Raw genomic sequence first — 23,768 nt, 5'->3', positions numbered from 1 at the left:
GGAACAAACGTAGTAGAAAGCTCGATACTATGCCGATGTGGCGGAATTGGCAGACGCGCACGACTCAAAATCGTGTTCCTTCGGGAGTGTCGGTTCGACCCCGACCATCGGTACTTTAGCTTTACTTGACAGGATGATTCCTGTTTTTATTTTTACTTATCGGTCGACAAATTTTGATAATATTTGCGGGTGTAGTTTAGTGGTAAAACCTCAGCCTTCCAAGCTGATGTCGTGAGTTCGATTCTCATCACCCGCTCCATACATATTGTTATCACAACGCAGTGTCTCGCTTTCAAAGCTGAGATGTTGCGTTTTTTATTTTTAGCGTAAATATAGCGTCTATCTTGAAAAGATAGACGCTATATTTACGTACATCAGTTAATGACTTGATAAGTTGCTGCGCCGCCGTGAATTTGAATGAACATGTCACTTAGGGATTTAGTTAGTTTATAAGCCTGTTCTTCTGAAAGTGAAGGCTTTAAATAAATGAACTGTACAGCTTGTGTTGTCTTTTCAGTTACGTACGCTCGGTTAGAATCGACATAAGGGCTTCCGAAAGCTCCTAGGGCATCTTTAGAAATGATTTTATTTTCTAAAGAAATGTTACGTTCATTTAGAGCTTCATAAGACTCTTCTTTTTTACCGATAGTAAATTCGATGGGGCCTTCTAAATTAGAGGAATCATAAATTCCAATTGGGACTTCATATTGCAATGAAAAAAAGTTGTTAATGTCCACAGCAGAATTGATAGAAGGCAAATACGTTTGTTTTCCTATTCTTCTAATTAAAGCTTCTATAGAAGGACGGTATTTACTTGGATCAGTTCCAAATGTTTTGAAAAGCTTTCTCCACTCGCTAACACCTTCGAATTCTGTTACTTTTTTTGACTCAAGGTCGAAATAAATGGATTCTTGAAAGAGGCGCAGACGTCCTTTTAGCATTTGAGGAGAATCACCAACTTCAATATTTTTATATTGAATGATTCCCATTTTAAAAGAAGGGCAAAGCTGTTTAATAGCGGGCGATAATGTAAAGTTCATTTTTTTGATCCTTTCTATTATAATTAGTATTTGTTCGTTTATAGATACCATCCTATCATTTCGTTGAGTGAGAAAACAGTTCAATGCATGAATATATAGAATTTCTTAGAAAGGAGGCCATTATTCACTATGAATGCGTATCAGTTGAAGGAAGAAATTATTTCATATAGCAAAGAGATTGGAATCGATAAGATTGGATTTGCGAGTGCTTCCATGTTTGATGAGTTAAAGAATCGATTGTTAGCACAGCAAGAGTTAGGTTATGCTTCAGGCTTTGAAGAACCTGATATTGAAAAGAGAGTAGATCCCACATTAGTTGTTCCAAAAGCTAGATCGATTATTTCAATTGCACTTGCGTATCCTTCTAAATTAAAGGATGCACCAAAGAGCACAAAGGAAGATCGTCGAGGAATCTTTTGCCGTGCTTCTTGGGGGCAAGATTATCATACGGTTCTACGTGATAGGCTTCAAAAGCTTGAAACCTTCATAAAAGAAAAAGTACCTGCAGCTATCCTTCAATCGATGGTAGACACAGGTGAGCTGTCGGACCGAGCTGTAGCAGAAAGAGCTGGTATTGGCTGGAGCGGTAAGAACTGTGCCATTATTACACCTGAATTTGGTTCCTACGTGTATTTAGGAGAAATGATTACAGATATCCCGTTTCCTCCTGATAAACCGATAGAGGACGGTTGTGGTACTTGTAATAAGTGTGTTGATGCGTGCCCTACGGGTGCGCTTGTAACAGGTGGTCAGCTGAATTCGCAGCGATGCATTGCCTTTTTAACCCAAACAAAAGGATTTTTAGCTGAAGAATTTCGAAGTAAATTAGGCAATCGTTTATATGGCTGTGATACATGTCAAACTGTGTGTCCTGAAAATAAAGGAAAAGACTTTCATTTTCACTCTGAGATGGAGCCTGACCCAGAACTTGCGAAGCCTAAATTAAAACCGCTTTTAACGATGAGTAATCGTGAATTCAAAGAGAAATTTGGACATGTTTCAGGTTCTTGGAGAGGGAAAAAGCCAATTCAGCGTAATGCCATTATTGCACTGGCCCATTTTAAAGATCAAACCGCCGTTCCAGATTTAATTGAATTAATTAAAAATGACGTTCGCCCTGTCATTCGAGGAACAGCGGCATGGGCGTTAGGCAAAATTGGCGATAAAGAAGCGTTAGATATACTTATGAACTTAAGAGAAAAAGAAAAGGACCAAGAAGTAATTGAAGAAATGTCAAAAGGTATAGAGAGGCTTCAAGAGATCTAAACCTTATTTTTATTGATAAAGTTAGCTAATGAGTCATAGCGTATAATAAACGCTTAGAAAAGTGGTGACATTATGCTAACAAAAAGGAATGTATTATATACTTTAATTAAAGCGCGTGCGGACAGCTATGTAAAAGGTGAGCTTCATGAAGACTTTAAGCCTTTCATTGAACATCAGTGTGAGCTAAAGCGGTCTCTTATAAAAAAAAGAGAAGTTGATGTTTTAAAATGTAATATGAAAGGTTCTATTCAATCTGCTCATACGGATCAGGAAGAAACAAGAGTATTATATAAGGTGCACATTCAGGCATTTTTAAAACAAAACGATTTTTTCTATATAGAGGAAGAAATTGAAGATCGTTTAGCTCTTTTTTATAAAGATACGCTTATTCAAGATGAGCTGCTGGTAAAGGGTTTTTCTGAAGATAAGGCTGAGATGTATGTAGAAGAAGTAGAGGAAGACGAAGAAAGAGCCTCTTATTATGATCGTCTTGCGGCTGTTCAGTATGCAGAAAAACATTGGGATAAACCTAATGAGAGTTATAAGCAGTTTGAGGTAAACTGCACCAACTATATTTCACAGTGTTTGCATGCAGGAAAGGCGCCGATGCGGGGATATCCTAAAAAAGCAAACGGATGGTGGATGAGAGGGAACGCCTGGAGCTATAGCTGGGCAGTTGCTCATTCCATGCACAGCTATTTAAGTAACTCCAAATCAGGACTTCGGGCTGTGAGGAAATCTTCAGCAAGCGAACTTGTCCCGGGAGACGTTATCTGCTACGATTTTGAAGGAGATGGAAGATGGAATCATACGACGATTGTTGTAGCAAAAGACGGTCACGGTATGCCTCTTGTGAATGCGAACACGTATAATAGTCGAATGAGATATTGGGCTTATGAAGATTCAACGGCTTACACGCCAAAGATTAAGTATGATTTTTTCCATATCGTTGATCGGTAAGTCTTTCGTTTTAGCAAGTTAGTGGTATAATGATGAATAGATTTGTTAGCAGAGGTGAAAATTTGTGGGAGTACACGTAGTGTTATTTCAACCAGAAATTCCAGCAAATACAGGAAATATTGCGCGAACATGTGCAGCAACAAATACGACGCTGCATTTAGTTCGTCCGTTAGGCTTTTCAACAGATGATAAAATGTTAAAGCGAGCTGGATTGGATTATTGGGAATTTGTAAATGTGGTGTATCATGATTCATTAGAGGAAGTATTCGAAAAGTATCCTGAAGCAGGTTTCTACTTCATCACAAAATTTGGTCAGCAGCCACACACAACATTTGATTATAGTGACTTAGAGCAGGATCATTTCTTCGTATTTGGAAGAGAAACAAAGGGTCTGCCAAAGCACATTATTGAAGAGAACATGGAAAGATGTCTTCGTTTACCGATGACAGAAAATGTTCGTTCTTTAAATTTATCTAATACAGCAGCTATTTTAATCTATGAAGCGCTGCGTCAACAAAATTATGCTGGTTTATCTTAAGTAAAAAGCGAGGTTCAAATTTTATTGAACCTCGCTTTTTTATTTATGTCGACGATGATATGTAGTGGTTATTTTTTAACGCCCGGTTTATCATTGTATCCCGCTCTGAAGATGGATGCTAAAAAAGCAATTGTTACTCCTAATACTAAAAGTAAGCGCATTGATTTTCCTCCTCAATCTAATTAAAAGGATTATATAGCTACTGCAGTTAAAACCGACTTCCCATATCTCATGACGATAATAATGACAAAATAACTCTTCTAGAGACATAAGTTCTCTAACAAAGTTTAGCCGTTCCTTCTTACTCTTTTATTATAGCTAATAAATACTTTACTGTGAATGCCTAGCAAGGACAAATTTCTGAATTTTACAATTTAAAAAGCATGTTCAAACATTTTGCTGCATAGATTGTATTAATCTTGTTCACTAGCACCATAACTAGTAGGGGAGGTCCTTTAATGGATATATTAAAGAAAGTTGAAAGATACCGCGAAGAAGAGAATCGTCTTAAGTGGGAAGGGACATTTGAAGAGTACCTAAAGCTGATTAAAGATGAGCCTTTAATTGCTCAGCCTGCACACTCTAGAGTATATAACATGATAAAGGATGCAGGAATTGAAGAGGTAAATGGTAAAAGACATTATAAATTTTTCAGTGGACAAATGTTTGGACTTGAAGATTCGCTAGAACGCTTGGTGGAAGAATATTTTCATCCAGCTGCAAAGCGTTTAGATGTTCGTAAACGTATTTTACTTTTAATGGGTCCAGTAAGTGGTGGTAAATCGACGCTAGTGACCATGTTAAAAAGAGGGCTTGAAGCTTATTCGCTTACTGATCGAGGAGCTGTTTATGCTATTAAAGGATGCCCAATGCATGAAGATCCGCTGCATTTAATTCCACATCATTTACGTAAAGACTTCTTTGAAGAGTATGGTATCCGAATCGAAGGAAACTTATCTCCTTTAAATACAATGCGATTAGAGGAAGAGTATGGCGGGAGAATTGAAGACGTCATTATCGAACGCATTTTCTTCTCAGAGGACAAACGAACTGGAATTGGAACGTTCAGTCCTTCTGATCCGAAATCTCAAGACATTGCCGACCTAACAGGAAGCATTGACTTTTCAACAATTGCAGAGTATGGATCTGAATCAGATCCGCGTGCTTACCGCTTTGACGGAGAGCTTAATAAAGCAAACCGGGGAATGATGGAGTTCCAGGAGATGTTAAAATGTGATGAGAAATTTTTATGGCATTTACTCTCTTTAACCCAAGAAGGAAACTTTAAAGCAGGAAGATTTGCTTTAATTAGTGCAGATGAATTAATCGTAGCGCATACGAATGAAACAGAGTATCGCTCGTTTATTTCCAATAAGAAAAATGAAGCTTTGCATTCACGAATTATTGTAATGCCTGTTCCATATAACTTAAAAGTGAGTGATGAGGAAAAAATTTATGACAAGATGATTCGTGAAAGTGACGTATCAGATGTTCATATTGCCCCTCATACGTTACGTATTGCTTCTATCTTTACTACATTAACGAGATTAAAAGAGCCTAAAAAAGGCGATATCGATTTATTAAAGAAGATGCGCCTATACGACGGTCAATCTGTAGAAGGCTATAACGATGCAGACGTAGAAGAGTTACAAAAAGAGTATACGGATGAAGGAATGAGCGGTATTGATCCTCGTTATGTCATTAATCGCATTTCATCTACCATCATTCGAAAAGATATTAAATCAATCAATGCATTAGATGTACTGCGTTCATTGAAAGAAGGGCTGGCACAGCATGCGTCTATTTCTGCTGAGGATCGAGAGCGTTACCTGAATTATATTTCTCTGGCGCGTAAAGAATATGATGAAATTGCTAAAAAAGAAGTGCAAAAAGCGTTCGTTTATTCGTATGAAGAGTCCGCTAAAACATTAATGGATAATTATTTAGATAATGTCGAAGCATACTGCAACAAAAATAAGCTTCGTGATCCGCTAACAGGAGAAGAGTTAAATCCAGATGATAAATTAATGCGTTCAATTGAAGAACAAATTGGTATTTCAGAAAATGCAAAAAAAGCATTCCGCGAAGAAATCCTAATTCGTATTTCGGCTTATGCACGTAAAGGAAAACGATTTGATTATAATTCCCATGAGCGTTTACGCGAAGCGATTCAGAAAAAATTGTTTGCGGATTTAAAAGACGTAGTGAAAATTACAACATCCACTAAAACACCAGATGAGCAGCAGCTGAAGAAAGTAAATGAAGTAGTGGCTCGATTGATTGATGAGCATGGATACAATTCAGTATCTGCTAATGAACTGCTGCGCTATGTAGGAAGTTTGTTAAATCGATAACTCAGTACTAACAAGAAAACATGGCACTTCCGATCTGTGCCATGTTTTTCTTATCTCTTAAAATAAACTCTGCATAATTAGGCTAATGTGTAGTACGCATTGCACTTAACCATCATATGATAAGTCATAAACATATACATGACACTAGACACTATAAAATGAATAGTTAATAGTGAAAGAATTAGTTAGCAAGTATACCATTCTTGCGCATAGGATAAGAGTAACCAACCTTTGAACTAAAGGTATTTGTCAGAAACTTTCGGTATAGCTTATGCATGCCGAGTAAAAACGTGCAGGTGTTTTTTAAATAAGGAGGGGAATAGCGTGGGAAAAGAAGTAGATAAAAGTTTTGCTGTCTCAAAAGAAGACTGGTCCCTCCATCGTAAAGGCCACGATGATCAAAAAAGACATCAAGAAAAAATTAAAGAAGCAATTAAAAATAATTTACCGGATTTAATTACAGAAGAAAATATCGTGATGTCCAATGGAAGAGAAGTTGTTAAAATTCCGATCAAATCATTGGATGAATATCGAATTCGGTACAATTATGATAAAAACAAACATGTGGGTCAAGGTGATGGAGACAGTAAAGTTGGGGATGTAGTAGCACGTGATGGATCTGCTGGAGATGGTCAAAAAGGAGCAGGGAAAGGTCAAGGAGCAGGTGACCAGGCTGGAGAAGATTACTTTGAAGCAGAAGTGTCTCTTATGGAGCTTCAAGAGGCTTTATTTGCTCAATTAGAACTGCCTAATCTTCAGCGAAAAGAATCTGATCAAATTGTTGTGGAACACATTGAATTTAATGATATACGACGTACAGGTTTGATGGGGAATATTGATAAAAAACGAACGATGATGAGCGCTTATAAGCGAAACGCAATGACAGGAAAGGCTGCTTTTCATCCTATTTATCCGGAAGATTTAAAATTCAAAACGTGGAATGAAGTTATAAAGCCGGAATCGAAAGCAGTCGTCTTAGCTATGATGGATACGAGCGGTTCGATGGGCATATGGGAAAAGTATATGGCACGAAGCTTTTTCTTTTGGATGACACGCTTTTTACGTACGAAATATGAAACAGTGGAAATTGAATTTATTGCGCATCATACAGAGGCAAAAGTAGTATCAGAAGAAGACTTTTTCTCCAAAGGAGAAAGCGGAGGAACCATCTGTTCATCTGCTTATCGAAAAGCGCTTGAATTAATTAACCAAAAGTATGATCCGAGCCGCTATAATATTTACCCGTTCCATTTTTCAGATGGCGATAACTTAACTTCAGATAACGCAAGGTGTGTAAAGTTAGTAAATGAATTAATGAAAGTGTCAAATATGTTTGGATATGGGGAAGTGAATCAGTACAATCGACATTCCACTTTAATGTCTGCTTACAAAAATATTCAAGACGAAAGTTTTAGACACTTTATTTTAAAACAAAAATCAGACGTTTTTCACGCGATGAAAAGCTTTTTTAGAAAAGAAACAGAAGACCAGAAATATGCGTAACCTAAAAGGCCTAGACTTGTTATCTAGGTCTTTTTTATGCGGTTTATTCAGCGCTTCTTTGGAGATAGTAAAAGTACGACTTTATCCAAAAGGAGAATAAGTGAATGAACGAAAATATAAAGAGCGAAATGCAAAAACATCAACAAAATCAGCGGTTGAACGCAGCTGAATTAGGTTACTTATGGGCGCAATATTTAGGCGATACGCTGTATGTATGTGTTCTTGGGTATTTTCTATCTGTTGTAAAAGATGCCGAGATTAAGGAGCTCTTAAAAAAAGCCCATCAGATTTCACAAACTCATGTAGACGAATTGACGGAATTATTCAGTTCGGAAAAAATTCCAATACAAGTAGGTTTTGGGGAACAAGATGGGAACAAAGGAGTTCCTGCTTTATTTGATGAAATTTTTATGGCTATTTATGTAAATGAAATGGCAATTGGAGGTATGAAGAAATATGCCAGAGCCCTAAGCGCAGTGAGAAGGCAAGATATTTATGATCACCTGTCTCGATGTGTAAAAGAGAGCGACAGTCTTTTAGAGAGTTCTAACCACGTTATTTTAAGAAAAAGCATGCTGATGAGACCTCCGTTTATTCCTTATCCTGTAAAAGTGAATTTTGTGGACCAGAAAACGTTTATATCACCACTTTTCTCTCAAATGCATCCTCTAACTTCTTTGGAGATTACGGCTATTCAAGAAATTGTTAATACAAATGTATTAGGTAAAACGCTGATGCTGGCCTTTAGTCAAGTAGCCACCACACAAAAATTACGCTCTTATTTTTTTGATGGAGTCAAGCTTGCGAGTAAGCAAATCAAGCACTTTACCGAGTTACTGTCTGAAGCTGATTTACCAAGTCCGCGTCTGCTTGATGCGTATGTAACCAACTCAACGATTTCACCGTTTTCAGATAAACTGATGATGTATCATACTTCCGCAGCGGTGACGATCGCTATTGATAACTGCGGTGCTGGCTTGTCTATGTCGTTCCGTTCGGATGTAGCAGTAGAATTTTCTCAGCTAATTGGACGTATAGGAAAGTACGGAAAAGATGGAATTCGGATTATGATTGAGCAAGGTTGGATGGAAGAACCTCCAATGGCAACAGACCGTAAGAAGTTGGCGGAGAAATAATAAGGAGCATGTTGTGGGTTATCAGTAATTTTGCGGTACTGAAACATATATAGCTAAGCGAAAATAGATTGCTCTAGACCCACTTGAATGAGCAGTGATAAGATAAAAAAGCTGATTTTTCAAGAAGTAAGTCGAGGTGTGGAAATGAACAACAGTATAAGGGAGTCCATTGCGAAAAAAGTAGCATGGATTAGCGTATGGAGCAATATTGCTCTTACGCTAGGAAAAGTAATAGTAGGATGGATTGGAAATAGTGATGCTGTATTTGCTGATGGTATTCACTCTGCAGCGGACGTATTTGCCTCTATTATTGTCTTATTGGTTATACGAGTAGCAAATAAACCAGCAGATGATGACCATCCATATGGACATGGAAAAGCAGAAGTGATTGTCTCAGGAATCGTAGGAATTATTTTATTGCTTGTATCATTTTATGTGGTATTTGAAGGAGTCGTTGGTTTATTCCATCCGGTTGAATCTCCAAATATTTTAGCCATGTGGATTGCTGTTATTTCATACATAGCAAAGGTATTGTTGTACCGTTATTCTTTAAACGTAGCGAAGCAGCACCACAGTAAGGCAATTGAGGCAATTGCTTTTGATCATAAAGCAGATATTGTTGCTTCTATTGCAGCGGCAATTGGTGTTTTATTATCGATTATTGGTGATAAAATGGATGTTCAACTGCTGTTATACGGAGATAAAATAGCAAGTATATTTGTTGCTTATTTAATTTTTAACATTGCCAGACAAATGATGGGAGAGTCTTTTCAAATCTTAATGGAAGGCAATATTGATGAAGAGCTACTGAAAGAACTTGAAGAAAGCATTTATGAATTTGAAGATGTGAAGCGGATTGATCGCGTTCGAGCAAGAGAACATGGCCATTACATATTAGTGGATGTACGTATTTCAATTGACCACTTTAAAACAATTAAGGAAGGTCATGATTTAGGACGAGAAATCAAAGCAACACTTATGAAAAAACATGATAATATTCAGGAAGTATTAATCCATTTGAATCCTTATTATCCAGATTAAATAAGAAGCAGCGAAGTGTTACTCGCTGCTTCTTATTATTTATATATGTAGAAATTAATGAAATGAGTAGCATAAAATAATGAGGATTTTTATTTATAAAGAATCAAGTTTAATAAAATTGTATAAAGGGAATTGTATTTATTTATTGATGTGATAGGATAAAAAAGCATGTAAATGCATTCACTACGAATGAAAGCAGTGGACGGGTACATATAGATAATAATAAATGGTTTTGGGAGTCAAAGAAGGTGATGTTGAAGTGAATGTAAGCATCAGGTCAATCGTTAAAAAAGTCATGTTCATTCTATTTATTGCGTATACGGCAGTGGTCATTTATGCTACTCTCATACGGGAAAACGAACATGTTTACGGAAAAGCAATGAACTTGGATTTATTTAGCACGATCCGTCTGATGTGGGACAGCGGGAATATAATGCTCACTCTGACAAATATACTGGGGAATATCGTGATGTTTGCGCCGCTTGGAATGTTTATCCCTTTGTTTATGAAGTGGTTTGACGGTTTTATTCAAGTGTTTACGACAGGTTTCTTAATCAGTTTTCTGATTGAAATTTTACAGTACAAGCTAACGGAACGAGTATTTGATATTGATGATATCTTTTTGAATACGCTAGGTACATTTATAGGCTGGGTTATTATTAAAATACTATATTGGGTCAAGAACGTGCTGAAAGCACGTTTCAAAAAAAGATAAAGAGATGGAGACATAACTGAATCAATAGCTAGAAAGCAGCTACAGATATGAAGTCTACGTTTACCATCACAATGAAAAGATCCGAACGATGAATCGTTCGGATTTTTCTTCAACTAAAATATTTCTGGCTCAGCTTTTGCTTCTTGCTGATAGAAACACTTAATGCAGCGTCTTACGGAAGAATGTGAGGATTCAACGATAATGTGCTGACAATTTTGCTGAACAAATAATAACTTTCTTTCAAGCTGCTTAATTTGTTCTTTAAGCTGTTCTACTTCATTATTGATAGATATTTGAACCACTGTTAACAAACTCTTTAGCTTTTTCTTTCATTCCTTCTTTTCTTACTTCGTTTACATCTTTTTCATTTTCTTGAGCCATGTTACGAATATCTTGAGAAATACGCATCGAACAGAATTTAGGTCCACACATTGAACAGAAATGGGCTGTTTTAGCACCTTCAGCGGGAAGTGTTTCATCGTGATATTCTTTTGCGCGCTCTGGATCTAGTGACAGGTTAAATTGATCATTCCATCTAAATTCAAATCTTGCTTTAGACAGCGCGTTATCGCGTTTTTGTGCTCCTGGATGGCCTTTTGCTAGGTCAGCGGCATGCGCAGCAATTTTATAGGTGATAACGCCTTCTCGAACGTCTTCTTTATTTGGCAGACCTAAATGTTCTTTTGGCGTTACGTAGCAAAGCATAGCTGTCCCAAACCAGCCAATCATTGCAGCCCCGATACCTGATGTAATATGGTCATAGCCTGGAGCGATGTCGGTTGTAAGCGGTCCAAGAGTATAGAAGGGAGCTTCTTGGCATATTTCCATTTGTTTATCTACGTTTTCTTTGATGAGGTGCATAGGGACATGTCCAGGGCCTTCAATCATAACTTGAACATCGTGTTTCCAAGCAATTTTAGTTAATTCACCAAGCGTTTCTAATTCACCGAACTGTGCCTCATCATTAGCATCTGCAATGGAACCAGGACGTAGCCCATCGCCAAGCGAAATAGAAATATCGTATGCTTTACAGATTTCACAGATTTCTTCAAAGCGAGTATATAAAAAGTTCTCTTCATGATGAGCTAAACACCACTGCGCCAAGATGGATCCTCCGCGTGAAACAATACCTGTCGTACGTTTCGCTGTTAGAGGAATATAGCGTAAAAGTACACCTGCGTGAATAGTAAAGTAATCAACACCTTGCTCTGCTTGTTCAATTAATGTATCGCGATATGCTTCCCACGTTAGATCTTCTGCTACACCTTTTACTTTTTCAAGCGCTTGGTAAATAGGAACGGTCCCTACAGGAACAGGCGAGTTGCGGATAATCCATTCGCGCGTTGTGTGGATATCCTTTCCTGTTGATAAATCCATAATTGTATCGGCTCCCCAACGCGTTGCCCATGTCATTTTTTCTACTTCATCTTCAATAGCTGAACGAATAGCTGAATTTCCGATATTAGCATTGATTTTCACATGGAATTTGCGGCCGATAATCATCGGTTCGCTCTCAGGGTGATTGATATTATTAGGGATAATCGCACGTCCTCTTGCTACTTCTTCACGCACGACTTCAGGATCCATCTGTTCACGAATAGCGATAAATTCCATTTCGGGCGTGATGATTCCTTTTTTTGCATAGTGCATTTGCGTTACATTTTGATTTTTTTTCGCGCGCAAAGGTAAACGATTAGTGATAAAGCGCTCATACTGATCTCTTGGATCACCATCATAATACCCGTTATCCTGTGGCTGAACCGTACGGCCTTGATATGTTTCTACATCGTTTCGTTCTGCAATCCACTTTTCACGCAGAGCCGGTAATCCTTTTTGTAAATTAATTTCATAACAGGGATCTGTATAAACACCGCTCGTGTCGTATACACGTACGGGACTATTTTCTTCTTCCCCAAAAGATCCTGTAGTAGGAGACTGATGAATTTCACGCATAGGCACTTTAAGGTCTTCTCTAGATCCTTGGACATATACTTTGTGACTGTTTGGAAAAGGCTTTTTCATAGAAACTGATACATTTTGTTTTGACATTACATATTCCTCCGGTTTCGCATAAAGTGTAGCTATACCGAACCATAAAAAAATCGGGTTCTGTGATAGACAGAACCCGATGGAATAGGCGAAAAAAGAATAAACATATACTATTCTTTTCAAGACTACTTCCCTCCGCTGGTATAACCCAAATCAGGTTCAAAGGGTTAAAGAGTTTTATTGCACTCTTCTCTCAGTCTGAGCTATCAGACACCCCTAGTAGAAATAACATTCAAATTATTCAATTTACGGCTTAAGTTTACCATCATTCAGTAAAAAATCAACCCTTAAATAAAAAAAGCTAGACAATTAGCGTTGTCTAGCAGCATCGATTGCAATCACAATAGCTGTAATAATATGCATGATAAACCCTAAAAATGGAATCCAAGCAATCAGTGAAGTAACAATCCCTAGTATGTTTCCATACGCAGATAACCCTCGTCTATTAGCTAAAATGAGCGTGATAGCATGAAGAATAAATCCAATAAAAAGAGGAGTATAACTAAAGCCCATAACAATCCCCGCGCCAATTAAAGGAATTCCCAGCAAGGCTTCATACCCAGCAGTGACCCATTTCATTGTACGTACATTTCCATTCATAGTAAAAAGCCTCCTAAAAAAGATACTACTATATACGAGAAAAGAGAGAAAAAAGTTTCAAATTACTTAGGGGATATGTCGTATAAGCAAGCACTAGTTGATTAAAATGATAGATGACAGTAAAGGGGATGGAAAAAACATAATGATTTAGTCATTTTTTATACTAAAGAAAAATAGTCTAGATGATTCATTTTTAGCTAAGGGACCGGAATTTATACCGAACATAGTGACTGCTTTCTAAAATAAATAAAAGCTGATATCGTGTTTTTTGATTATAGCATGTAAGGTTTTTATTACGAATTATTAAAGATTCTTATCTTTTTGCAAATACACATTGTATTTCATAGTTTTAACAATTATGATAAAAAAGCAAGTGTCAAAATAGGAAAATAGTTGAGCATGTAAAACGAAGCGATAAGCTTATTAATTTGAAAGAAAGGCAAGGTACATAGCTTTATGTGGGAAATTATTGTAGCAATCATTTTAGGGATTGTAGAAGGTTTAACAGAGTTTGCTCCTGTTTCGTCAACTGGGCATATGATTATTGTGGATGACCTGTGGTTAAATTCCAAAGAATTATTTTCATCTCCAGTAGCTAATACATTTAAAATTGTTATTCAGCTAGGTTCGATCTTAGCAGTAGTAGTTATTTTTAAAGATCGTTTCATTAATTTATTAGGATTGGGAAAAAAGCCAGCTGCTCCAATTGGACCGACAAATCGCTTGAATTTAATGCAGGTAATTGTTGGACTGTTACCTGCAGGAGTGTTAGGACTTTTGTTTGATGATTACATTGATGAACATTTGTTTTCTTTAAATACGGTACTAATTGGCTTAGTAGTCGGAGCTGTATTAATGATTCTAGCAGATTTGTTTGGACCTAAACGTCCGCGTGTAGAGACGGTGGACCAAATGTCTTATGGACAAGCACTGGGTATAGGACTGTTTCAATGTATTGCTCTTTGGCCAGGTTTTTCTCGTTCAGGCTCAACGATTTCAGGAGGGGTTCTTCTTGGAATGAGCCATAAGGCAGCGGCAGATTTTACATTTATTATGGCAGTGCCAATCATGGCAGGAGCAAGTGGACTTTCATTGGTTAAAAACTGGCAGTATTTCACATCAGATGCACTACCGTTTTTTATTGCTGGTTTTATCAGCGCCTTTATTTTTGCGCTGGTATCTATTCGCTTTTTCTTGAAATTAATTAATCGTATCAAATTAGTACCATTTGCACTATATCGAATTGTTTTAGCAGCTATTCTATATTTTGTATTTTTATAAAAAAATACGCGTGTTCTTTATTCCCTTAAACTTCTAATAGAGACTCAAAGAGCAAGAAAAAGCTATTGCAACATTGCAATAGCTTTTTTGCATAAATATATATTATCGCCTTTTGAAAGCGTTTTATAAACATAGGTATTGACAAAACGTGTCGAAAAATAGTAAATTAATATTTGTGCAGTATAAAGTTAAGTAAAAGTAAGACTTCTGTTTAGTTTTATTGACTGTAAAAAACGTATGACAACGTATAGATCGTTTTAATTTTATAAAAACTGAATAATAAGCTTAATCGTATAGAGCGGGGGAATCATTATCGGCAGTAAAGCTGCCTTGGGGTGAATCCTTACAAAAGGTAGGAAACTCTCAATTCCGAATCCGACAGTTAACCCCGTTTGCTTCATTGAGAGAAAGAGCCCAAAATAGCGTAAGTAAAAGGCTGTTCTTTCTTAAGAATAGTCTTTTTTTGTTTTTTCAGAAAAGTATATACAAATGTCATACATCTTTGGGGAGGTACATCTATGAAAAAAATTCGTTTTGGTTTGGCTACGCAGATTTTTACCGGATTAATCCTCGGTGTTCTTGTAGGGGTAATTTGGTTTAATGATCCGCGTGTAGTAACATACCTACAGCCGCTAGGAGACCTGTTTTTAAGATTAATTAAGATGATTGTTATTCCAATTGTTATCTCAAGCTTAGTCGTTGGAGTTGCAGGAGCAGGGAGCGGTAAACAGGTCGGAAAGCTCGGCGTTAAAACCATTCTCTATTTTGAAATTATTACGACTTTTGCAATTGTAATCGGTGTATTGATTGCTAATATTTTTCATCCTGGGCAAGGTGTAGACATTCATTCAGCACAGAAGAGTGATATTTCACAATACGTTGAAACATCCGAACAGCAAGAAGGAAAGTCAGTGGCTGAAACTTTCTTACACATTGTTCCGACAAACTTTTTCCAGTCAATTGTTGAAGGAGACATGCTAGCAATTATCTTCTTTACAGTGTTATTTGCACTTGGAGTAGCGGCAATTGGAGAAAGAGGAAAGCCAGTTGTACAATTCTTCGACGGTGTTTCTCACGCAATGTTTCACGTGGTAAACCTTGTAATGAAAGTGGCGCCAATTGGTGTATTTGCTTTAATTGGTGTAACAGTTTCAAAATTCGGCTTAGATTCACTTCTTTCATTAGGAAAGCTTGTTATCTTAGTTTACTTAGCTTTAATTTTCTTCCTACTTGTTGTATTAGGAGGAATTGCGAAATGGGCAGGAATTAACATTTTCCACTTATTCCGCTATATGAAAGATGAACTATTGTTAGCATACAGTACATCTAGTTCTGAGACAGTTCTTCCGCGTATTATGGAAAAACTTGAAAAGATGGGCTGTCCAAAAGCTATCGTATCGTTCGTTGTACCAATTGGTTATACATTTAACCTAGATGGTTCCGTTCTTTATCAAGCGATTGCAGCGTTATTCTTAGCGCAGGTGTACGGTATTGATTTAACGATCGTTCAACAGCTGACGCTTATCCTGGTATTGATGGTTACATCTAAAGGAATGGCTGCCGTGCCAGGAACATCATTTGTTGTATTACTGGCTACTCTTGGAACAATCGGTGTTCCGGCAGAAGGATTAGCCTTCATTGCTGGAGTAGACAGAATCATGGATATGGCACGTACGGTTGTTAACTTAGTAGGAAACACACTAGCAGCAATTGTGATGTCTAAATCTGAAGGCAAATTTGACCCTAAAAAAGGTACAGAGATCATGAGAGCCGGCTAATTTATAAATTAAAAAGCTACTTATTCTATTCGAAAAATTAGAATAAGTAGCTTTTTTCATAATAATTCCTTTATTATTATGGGAATTGACCCTATAATATGTAACATCAGGTATAAATATATCCAAATTTTATTCTTACATAAAAGCAGTCACTGGTTCCTTTCTTTATCAATAAATATAGAGATAGCTTAGCTAGTAGGGGGATAGTAGAGTATGTGGAAAAAGCGAATATGGGTCATCGCCTCGATAGTAATCGTATGTTTGTTAATCCCTTACAGTTTACCAATTGTGTTTGCTTTATTAACAGCATTAGCGCTTGAGGGTATTGTTCAAAAATTGCATCAATCTTTTAAAATGAAGAGAGTCTATGCAGTGCTTATGACCTTCATTTTATATGTTGTTTCGCTCATACTTATTGGATTTTTTATTGTTCGGACAATCGTTACGCAAGTGGTTGCTCTTTCAAAAATAGCGCCTTCCTTTGTAAAAGAAATCTATGAAACCGCGATTTTTCCAACTATTATTAAGTGGAAATACTATTCAAACGCTCTTCCTACAGAAGTGATTTCTTCTATCGAGCGCACGCTTGAAAAAACCGTAAATTCATTAGATTCTCTATTAAAAAGTACCGTGGAAATCATCATTAGTTTTGCTGCTACTGTTCCTGGGTTTCTATTAGAGTTTCTTATTTATTTAGTAGCACTTGTATTTATCAGCCTTGAGCTGCCTGCTATTAAAAATAAAATTAAGTCATTTTTAACAGAAGAAACGAAATATAAGCTACAAGTTGTCATCACTCAGCTTATCCAAGCGGGGGTTGGTTTTATTAAGGCACAAATTATCTTAAGTGTCATGACGTTTGTAATGGCTTATGTAGGGCTTTGGTTATTAGATGTTCCGTATACCGCGCTGCTTAGTTTATTAATTGTAATTGTCGATATCTTACCAATCCTTGGGACAGGCTCGGTGCTCGTTCCATGGGGGATTTTTGCTCTTACGCAAGGGCATGACTCATTAGCAATCGGCTTATTTATTCTATTTGGAGTCATTACGGTAGTAAGACGTGTAGTAGAACCAAAAGTATTTTCTACAAATATGGGTATTTCACCTTTGGCTGCACTAGTTAGTTTGTACATTGGATTTAAACTTTTAGGCTTTGTCGGATTATTTTTAGGACCGGCTTTAGTTATTTTATACGATGCTCTTCGTAAAGTAGGTATTATTCAAATTAACTTTAAACTATAAAAGTGCTGGATAAAACTAGCGCTTTTTTTTATTGAAACTTTTGTAGTACGTAATACGTAAAGAGGGAAAGGAAAAAACTATGCCGCGTTGGTTTTTATCTATCAATCGGCTAAATTATAGTTTTGCAGTCTTAGATTTAATGATATGAGGAGGAGAATTTTTGTTAGAGTCGGTTTTACTTTCTTTAATTGAAGCGCTAAAACAGCTCTCTTATTTTGGCGTAATTCTAGCATTAACGTTTGAGTTTGTCCCGGCAGAGCTTGTTTTACCTTTAGTAGGTTATTGGGTGTACCAAGGTGATATGAACTTGTATCTGGCTATCCTTGCAGGTACAGTAGGCGGTGTTTGTGGACCGTTGACTCTTTATGGACTGGGACGTTACGGTGGACGACCGCTGGTTTTAAAATATGGAAAATACTTTTTGGTGAAAGAAAAAGAAATTGACGCCGCCGATCGCTTTTTTAATAAGTACGGCAGCGGGGTTGCTTTTTTTGGACGCTTTATTCCAGGAGTGCGCACGGCTATCTCTTTTCCGTGCGGGATGGCAAAAATGAATGTATGGCTGTTTTCTATTTATACATTTGTGGCGATGCTTCCAGTAACGGCTATTTACGTATATTTAGGATATAAGTTAGGACCTAAGTGGAAAGAGGTGGGGCCGATTGTGTCTCAATATATGCAGCCTATTGGAATCGGAATTGTTGTTTTAATTGCATTGTTTTTTATCATTAAATATGTGCGAAATAAACAAGTAGGGCAGAGCTGATAAATCGAGGAAAAGAGTGAGGATATGTCAGAGCATGAGCAGTTAAGAGTAGAGTTACGAAAAATTGAAAAGTGGGAGAAAGACCAAAAAGGACTTTTTTTCTGGGAGCGGCTGGCTCGTTTGCCTTTTTCAGCTTTAGATAAAGTAACGCCAAAATTCATTCATCAAAAAATAGAAAAATTATTAGATGAAATTGCTAAGTATGTTGATAATGGAGGCCAGTATTTAGCTAATACGTCTGCCACGCTAGAAAAAGCATCAGCACAATTACAAGAAAAGAAACAGCTTTCGATAGAGGATATTCAGCATTTATCTCTGCAAGAAATGGATGAATTGGCAGAGCATTTTATTGAAGTCCGAAAAAAGAACGCACAGCTTCAAGGAGCCACAACCGGGATAGGCGGGATTTTTACACTAGCTATTGATGTTCCTTTTGTATTAGGGCTTACACTTAAGACACTGCAAGAAGTGGCTGTTTCTTATGGTTACGACCCCACTGAGCAAGAGGAACGAATTTTTATGGTCAAATGCATGCAGTTTTCGTCTTCTGACATTGTAGGGAAACGTGCGATTTTAGAAGAATTAGCAAGCGGAAATCGAACGCAGAGCTTGCAGCAGCTGCAAGGGTGGAGAGAAGTGTTTCTAACCTACAGGGACAACTTGGGCTGGAAAAAGCTGTTCCAAATGATTCCTATAGCAGGAATGGTATTTGGAGCGTATATTAACAAACAAGCAATTAGCGATATAGGGGAAGTTGGAATGATGCTTTATCGTAAAAGACGTATTTTGGAAAAAGTCTCACAATCGCAAAAATAAAAAGAGACTGGTACGAAAGTATTTTAGTTGAAGAAAAATCCGAACGAGTTTGATTCTTGGTTGAGAATCAAATACGTTCGGATTTTTTCATTGGTATAGTAAATGTAGCTTTCATGTGTTAAGTCTAGTTCCTTAATCAAAATAAAAAGTAGGAATGGTAATAGTATTTTTTCGTCTAGCAATCAGTAAATAAATAATTCCGATTATACTCCATATAATACCGATAAATAAGGATGTTGTTTCTAAGTTAAGCCACATAAAAAACAAAAATAAACTGCCAAGTAAAGGCATAAGTACATATGAAATATATCCACTGAAAGACCGCTTATTTTGATGAATAAAATAATGGATAAAAACCGCTATGTTCACTGAACTGAAAGCAATTAAAGCACCAAAATTAATTAAAGAGGTAGCTTTTTCAAGAGACAGACCTAGTGAAATTAAAGAGAGGCCACCAATAATCACCACGTTCCAAATAGGCGTCTTTGTTTTAGGGTGAATATAGCCAAAAATTCTCCGAGGAAGATAACCATCTTTCCCAATTGCATAGAGAAGTCTTGATGCACTCATATGTGAGACAAGTCCAGAAGCAATAGTTGAAGTCAAGGCCGCTGCTACAAAAATAGATTGAAAAAGCTGGCCGCCAATTTTATAAGCAATTTCCGCTGATGCACCTTCTAAATCATGAAACAAAGAGGCTGAAGGGAAAAGGAGCTGAGCAAAGTAAGAAACTGTGATAAATAAGGCGCCTCCCGTACATGCAATAATGAGAATCCCTTTAGGAATGGTTTTCTCAGGCTTAAGTGTTTCTTCGGCCATGGTGGTTACAGCATCAAATCCTAAAAAAGAAAAGCATAAAATAGCTGCTCCGTTTAATAACAGAGATATAGAGGCCGATTCACTTATAAACGGTTTAAATGATAGCTCTTGGCCTTGAGTTGTAGCACTTAAAATAATAAAGATAATAGCGACTAAAATTTGAAAAGCAACTAATAGCGTACCCAAAGAAACGGTTAAATGAACGCTAAAAATATTCATTATGGTCATGATCACAACAAAGCTGATAATCCATACGGCCTTTGGAACACCTGGAAACAGAGAGCTTAGGTAAATATTTGTCAAAAGTGCATTGATCATTGGCAGAAATAGATAATCAAGAAGAGCCGTCCATCCTACCAAAAAACCAATGCTTGGATTCATTACTTGCTGTGCGTATGTATAAGAGGAACCAGCTCCGGGAAAAGCTTTTACCATTTTTCCATAACTAATGGCTGTAAATAAAATAGCAATCAACGTGAATGCATAAGCGCCTGAAACATGTCCATCTGTTGATTCAGTTACAATGCCAAATGTATCAAAAACGGCCATAGGTGCCATGTAGCCTAAGCCTATCACGACGATATGCCATAATTTTAGTTGTTTAAGAAGAGAAGGTTCATGATTCATATTTGTCATCCTTTCTGTGTATAATCATTCTGCATTATTTATTATTATACTATATTATTAGGTTTGTCATCTTTTTTTGAAAAAGAAGAGAAAATTGCGCGCTAAGAGATAAAAAGCGTTTAATTGATTACTAGATAAAGCAAAAAAATGCTTTTTTTCACTTTGATTTTTACCATTGAGTCTAGAAAGTATTTTACATAAAATGAAAGAAAGTAAAAAAGCTTCGTTTAGGGTGATCTACTTGTAATAAATATGAAAACAAATTTTTGAATGCGGTTACATTTTTGTTGGTATACAAAGTTAAGAATGATGGTAAAGGAGATGAAGGAAGTGATTGCTACACCCTATATAAACTTGGAGATAAACAAGGAACCAGGTGTGCATGTCGTATTGGATGAAACGAAAAAAGATGGTGTTTATTTTATTAAATTAACGGTCAAGTCGGTTAAAAAAAGAATTCTTCCAAAAATGAAATTAAAATGGAGCGTTCCATTATTAGATATCCAACTATATAAATCTTTACAAACTAGTAAGGGCGATGTGAGTGCCTCTTTTGTTCATTGTTTTATGAATAAGAATGGCTCTAACCGTTACACCATTGCATGTTCAGACATGCATCAGCCTATTCTGTGTGCCACTAATTGGAAAGAAATGTGTCTAGATGTAGAAATGACTTTATTTAGTGAAAGCACTTGGTCTCTTCATAGCTATGAAACTGAACTGCGAGTAGACACAAGAATGGTTGAAACAGAAGAGTTATTCAAAGATTTAGCGAAATGGTATGAGAGAAAAGAGATTAATCTAGCATCTGCTTTTGAGCATGCAACGGCAATAGATGAAAAAGGAAATGTCTCGTTAGATATTTGATGGTAAGGAGAGGGATAAAGTGGGAATCTTATTTAATGAACGTACAAAGGAATTTCACCTGCAGGGACGCGATGTAAGTTATATCTTTTCAGTGTTGAGAAACGGGCAGCTTGGTCACTTGTACTATGGAAAAAAGCTTAAGCACCGTTCATCTTTTCAGCATTTTTTACGTGTAGAAACAAGAGGAGCTAGCGCTTCGGTATATGAAGGAGAACTAGCATTTTCTCTTGAAACAATCAAACAAGAGTATCCTTCTTATGGAACAACAGATTTCAGAGAGCCAGCCTATCAACTTCTTCAACAAAACGGAAGCCGAATCACAAATTTTGAATACGATAACCATAAAATTTACAAAGGCAAGAAGCCATTAAACGGCTTACCTGCTACATATGTAGAAGAAGAGAGTGAAGCCACGAGTGTAGAAGTTGAACTGATTGATAAATTGCTCAATGCATCACTTATTTTAACGTATACCGTTTACGAAGACCGAAATATTATTACGCGTCACGCACGATTTGAGCATAGAGGAGAAGAACCAGTCGATATTTTGCGTATCATGAGCGGCAGCATTGATTTGCCTACATCAAATTATGAGATGGTTCAGCTTTCCGGTGCGTGGATTCGAGAAAGACACGTGAAAACACGAATGCTTCAGCCAGGTATTCAAAGTATTTCTAGTGCGAGAGGTACAAGCAGCAGTCAGCAAAACCCATTTTTAATTTTAAAGAATCCAGCTGCAACTGAACACAGTGGAGAAGCGTATGGTTTTAGTCTTGTATACAGCGGAAACTTTCTTGGACAAGTGGAAGTAGATCATTATGATGTATCAAGAATAACGATCGGCATTCATCCTTTTGATTTTCAGTGGCGACTAGAAAGGGGACAAACTTTTCAATCACCAGAACTAGTACTAGCTTATTCAAATAGCGGGCTAAACGGCCTTAGCCAAGAGTATCATGAGCTTTATCGCAAGCGTCTTGCTAGAGGAAAATGGCGGGATTTGGAGCGACCAGTTTTAATCAATAACTGGGAAGCGACGTATTTTGATTTTAACGAAGAGAAAATTGTACATATTGCCAAAGAAGCGCAAAAGCTAGGCGTTGAACTTTTTGTATTGGATGACGGCTGGTTCGGTAAACGTAACGATGATACCACTTCTCTTGGAGATTGGTTTGTAGATGAAAATAAGCTTCCGGGCGGTATGAAGTCATTGGCTCAAAAAGTAACGGATTTAGGTATGGACTTTGGGTTATGGTTTGAACCTGAAATGATTTCAAAGCAAAGCAACTTGTATGAAAAGCATCCAGATTGGTTGATTCATGTGCCAAATCGTCATCAGTCTCATGGACGAAATCAATACGTGCTTGATTTTTCAAGAGAAGAAGTAGTGAATTATATCTATGAACGAATGGAAGCTATTTTAAGTGAAGCGCCTATCTCTTATATAAAATGGGATATGAATCGAAATATAACGGAGATTGGATCTGTAGGGCTGCCCGCGAACCGTCAGTTTGAAGTAGTACATCGCTATATTTTAGGTGTGTATGACTTGTATGAGCGACTAACAAGGAAGTTTCCGGATATTTTATTTGAATCATGTGCAAGCGGGGGCGCTAGATTTGATCCGGGAATGCTTTATTATGCTCCTCAAGCTTGGACGAGTGATAACACGGACGCGATTGAACGTCTAAAAATTCAGTACGGCACGTCTTTTGCCTATCCAATCAGTTCAATGGGAGCACACGTATCGGCCGTACCAAATCATCAAGTACGCAGAGTAACAAGTCTAGAAACAAGAGGAGACGTTGCGTATTTTGGCGCATTTGGTTATGAGTTAGATGTTACGCTGATGACAGAAGATGAAAAAGAAACTGTAAAACAACAAATTCAGTATTATAAAAAACACCGATCCCTTATTCAAAATGGCATATTCTATCGTTTAAAAAGTCCGTTTGAACAAGATGGAAATGTGACGAGCTGGATGGTTGTTTCATCCGATCAAAAACAGGCAATCATCGGTTATTATCAAGTATTGTCTAGACCAAATCCTTCTTACGAACACATTGAGCTAAAAGGGCTTCATCCTGATTATGAATATACAGTGATGGAAACAGATCAAACAGCTTATGGAGATGAGCTCATGTACGCAGGTATTGCTCTAACTCATGAGTATCCGGGTGTTGAAGCATACGCTGAAAAATCTGGAGACTTTGTATCGGTTATTTACACACTGCAAGCACAATAAGCAAAAAGCCACTTCTATATCATAGAAGCGGCTTTTTTAGTTAACTATTATTTATACGGTGTTGACATAAAAGGAGAAGTAATGGTAACTTTTAGTTATAATTGTTAACTTTATATTTTTTT

Annotated in this window: 20 protein-coding genes, 2 tRNA genes and 2 riboswitches; of the genes, 17 read left to right on the top strand and 5 right to left on the bottom strand. The window is 37.1% G+C overall.

Translation table 11 applies throughout. From position 1 onward, the window contains the following. Positions 1-31 precede the first annotated feature (31 nt). Positions 32-113 (top strand) — tRNA-Leu (locus tag AC0C45_RS27920). 72 nt (positions 114-185) lie between these two features. Next, positions 186-259, top strand: a tRNA-Gly gene (locus AC0C45_RS27915). Positions 260-374: 115 nt separating this feature from the next. Here the strand turns inward: AC0C45_RS27915 and AC0C45_RS27910 are convergent. Beyond that, the gene (locus AC0C45_RS27910) at positions 375-1,040 is read right to left on the bottom strand and encodes a B3/B4 domain-containing protein (protein ID WP_034654644.1); all 666 of its coding nucleotides are present in this window, start codon (positions 1,038-1,040) and stop codon (positions 375-377) included. Positions 1,041-1,169: 129 nt separating this feature from the next. On the opposite strand from AC0C45_RS27910, the gene queG reads away from it, so the two are divergent. The 8 genes from queG (at position 1,170) to AC0C45_RS27870 (ending at position 10,553) form a co-directional block, all read left to right on the top strand. Further along, complete coding sequence (gene queG / locus AC0C45_RS27905) at positions 1,170-2,306, top strand: tRNA epoxyqueuosine(34) reductase QueG (RefSeq protein WP_472929175.1); 1,137 nt, start codon at positions 1,170-1,172, stop codon at positions 2,304-2,306. A gap of 72 nt (positions 2,307-2,378) precedes the next feature. Continuing rightward, positions 2,379-3,266, top strand: coding sequence for an amidase domain-containing protein (locus AC0C45_RS27900; RefSeq protein WP_237893380.1), 888 nt, complete (start codon positions 2,379-2,381; stop codon positions 3,264-3,266). A gap of 64 nt (positions 3,267-3,330) precedes the next feature. Further along, the gene (gene trmL / locus AC0C45_RS27895) at positions 3,331-3,804 is read left to right on the top strand and encodes a tRNA (uridine(34)/cytosine(34)/5-carboxymethylaminomethyluridine(34)-2'-O)-methyltransferase TrmL (protein ID WP_016762878.1); all 474 of its coding nucleotides are present in this window, start codon (positions 3,331-3,333) and stop codon (positions 3,802-3,804) included. A 458-nt stretch (positions 3,805-4,262) separates the two neighbouring features. Next, on the top strand, positions 4,263-6,158 hold the full coding sequence (locus tag AC0C45_RS27890) for a PrkA family serine protein kinase (RefSeq protein WP_013055179.1): 1,896 nt from the start codon (positions 4,263-4,265) through the stop codon (positions 6,156-6,158). Positions 6,159-6,482: 324 nt separating this feature from the next. After that, positions 6,483-7,661 (top strand): sporulation protein YhbH, encoded by a 1,179-nt coding sequence (gene yhbH / locus AC0C45_RS27885; protein ID WP_013055180.1) that lies wholly within the window; start codon positions 6,483-6,485, stop codon positions 7,659-7,661. Between the two features lie 104 nt (positions 7,662-7,765). Further along, positions 7,766-8,797: a DUF3231 family protein gene (locus AC0C45_RS27880; protein ID WP_472929173.1), complete on the top strand. Its 1,032-nt coding sequence runs from the start codon at positions 7,766-7,768 to the stop codon at positions 8,795-8,797. A 144-nt stretch (positions 8,798-8,941) separates the two neighbouring features. Beyond that, complete coding sequence (locus AC0C45_RS27875; protein WP_014461808.1) at positions 8,942-9,838, top strand: cation diffusion facilitator family transporter; 897 nt, start codon at positions 8,942-8,944, stop codon at positions 9,836-9,838. Positions 9,839-10,097: 259 nt separating this feature from the next. Continuing rightward, positions 10,098-10,553 carry a VanZ family protein gene (locus tag AC0C45_RS27870; RefSeq protein ID WP_228459479.1) on the top strand — a complete coding sequence of 152 codons (456 nt, stop codon included), beginning with the start codon at positions 10,098-10,100 and terminating at the stop codon, positions 10,551-10,553. A gap of 113 nt (positions 10,554-10,666) precedes the next feature. Here AC0C45_RS27870 and AC0C45_RS27865 read toward each other — a convergent pair whose 3' ends face one another. The 3 genes from AC0C45_RS27865 to AC0C45_RS27855 all read right to left on the bottom strand — a co-directional run bounded on the left by AC0C45_RS27865 (position 10,667) and on the right by AC0C45_RS27855 (position 13,202). After that, entirely contained in the window at positions 10,667-10,855 is a 189-nt protein-coding gene (locus AC0C45_RS27865) for a hypothetical protein (RefSeq protein WP_034654651.1), read from the bottom strand. Next, positions 10,833-12,602: a phosphomethylpyrimidine synthase ThiC gene (thiC, locus tag AC0C45_RS27860; protein ID WP_016762883.1), complete on the bottom strand. Its 1,770-nt coding sequence runs from the start codon at positions 12,600-12,602 to the stop codon at positions 10,833-10,835. Before thiC ends, AC0C45_RS27865 begins: the two co-directional genes overlap by 23 nt. Positions 12,603-12,715: 113 nt before the next feature. After that, a riboswitch (TPP riboswitch) is annotated at positions 12,716-12,830 on the bottom strand. Positions 12,831-12,911: 81 nt separating this feature from the next. Continuing rightward, on the bottom strand, positions 12,912-13,202 hold the full coding sequence (locus tag AC0C45_RS27855; RefSeq protein ID WP_034654652.1) for a hypothetical protein: 291 nt from the start codon (positions 13,200-13,202) through the stop codon (positions 12,912-12,914). Positions 13,203-13,658: 456 nt separating this feature from the next. Here AC0C45_RS27855 and AC0C45_RS27850 point away from each other — a divergent pair, with 456 nt between their 5' ends. From AC0C45_RS27850 to AC0C45_RS27830, 5 genes are all read left to right on the top strand, one after another. After that, on the top strand, positions 13,659-14,483 hold the full coding sequence (locus AC0C45_RS27850; protein ID WP_013055186.1) for an undecaprenyl-diphosphate phosphatase: 825 nt from the start codon (positions 13,659-13,661) through the stop codon (positions 14,481-14,483). 272 nt (positions 14,484-14,755) lie between these two features. Continuing rightward, a riboswitch (cyclic di-AMP (ydaO/yuaA leader) is annotated at positions 14,756-14,895 on the top strand. Positions 14,896-15,001: 106 nt separating this feature from the next. After that, the gene (locus AC0C45_RS27845) at positions 15,002-16,261 is read left to right on the top strand and encodes a cation:dicarboxylate symporter family transporter (protein ID WP_016762884.1); all 1,260 of its coding nucleotides are present in this window, start codon (positions 15,002-15,004) and stop codon (positions 16,259-16,261) included. Positions 16,262-16,474: 213 nt separating this feature from the next. Further along, positions 16,475-17,506, top strand: a complete 1,032-nt coding sequence (gene ytvI / locus AC0C45_RS27840) for a sporulation integral membrane protein YtvI (protein ID WP_016762885.1) — start codon at positions 16,475-16,477, stop codon at positions 17,504-17,506. A 160-nt stretch (positions 17,507-17,666) separates the two neighbouring features. After that, a complete protein-coding gene (locus tag AC0C45_RS27835) occupies positions 17,667-18,272 on the top strand; it encodes a DedA family protein (RefSeq protein ID WP_013081566.1) in 606 nt (201 codons plus the stop codon). Between the two features lie 24 nt (positions 18,273-18,296). Further along, the gene (locus tag AC0C45_RS27830; protein WP_013081567.1) at positions 18,297-19,088 is read left to right on the top strand and encodes an EcsC family protein; all 792 of its coding nucleotides are present in this window, start codon (positions 18,297-18,299) and stop codon (positions 19,086-19,088) included. Positions 19,089-19,220: 132 nt separating this feature from the next. Here the strand turns inward: AC0C45_RS27830 and AC0C45_RS27825 are convergent, their stop codons facing one another. Continuing rightward, positions 19,221-20,534: an APC family permease gene (locus AC0C45_RS27825; protein ID WP_016762886.1), complete on the bottom strand. Its 1,314-nt coding sequence runs from the start codon at positions 20,532-20,534 to the stop codon at positions 19,221-19,223. Positions 20,535-20,855: 321 nt separating this feature from the next. Here AC0C45_RS27825 and AC0C45_RS27820 point away from each other — a divergent pair, with 321 nt between their 5' ends. Beyond that, the gene (locus AC0C45_RS27820) at positions 20,856-21,401 is read left to right on the top strand and encodes a hypothetical protein (protein WP_233335406.1); all 546 of its coding nucleotides are present in this window, start codon (positions 20,856-20,858) and stop codon (positions 21,399-21,401) included. Positions 21,402-21,420: 19 nt separating this feature from the next. Beyond that, positions 21,421-23,646, top strand: coding sequence for an alpha-galactosidase (locus tag AC0C45_RS27815; protein ID WP_034654657.1), 2,226 nt, complete (start codon positions 21,421-21,423; stop codon positions 23,644-23,646). Positions 23,647-23,768: the final 122 nt, after the last annotated feature.

It is taken from the genome of Priestia sp. VA7, assembly GCF_055710015.1.
Note: the sequence above shows the minus strand (reverse complement) of the source record. Positions and strands in the feature narration are given on the sequence as shown.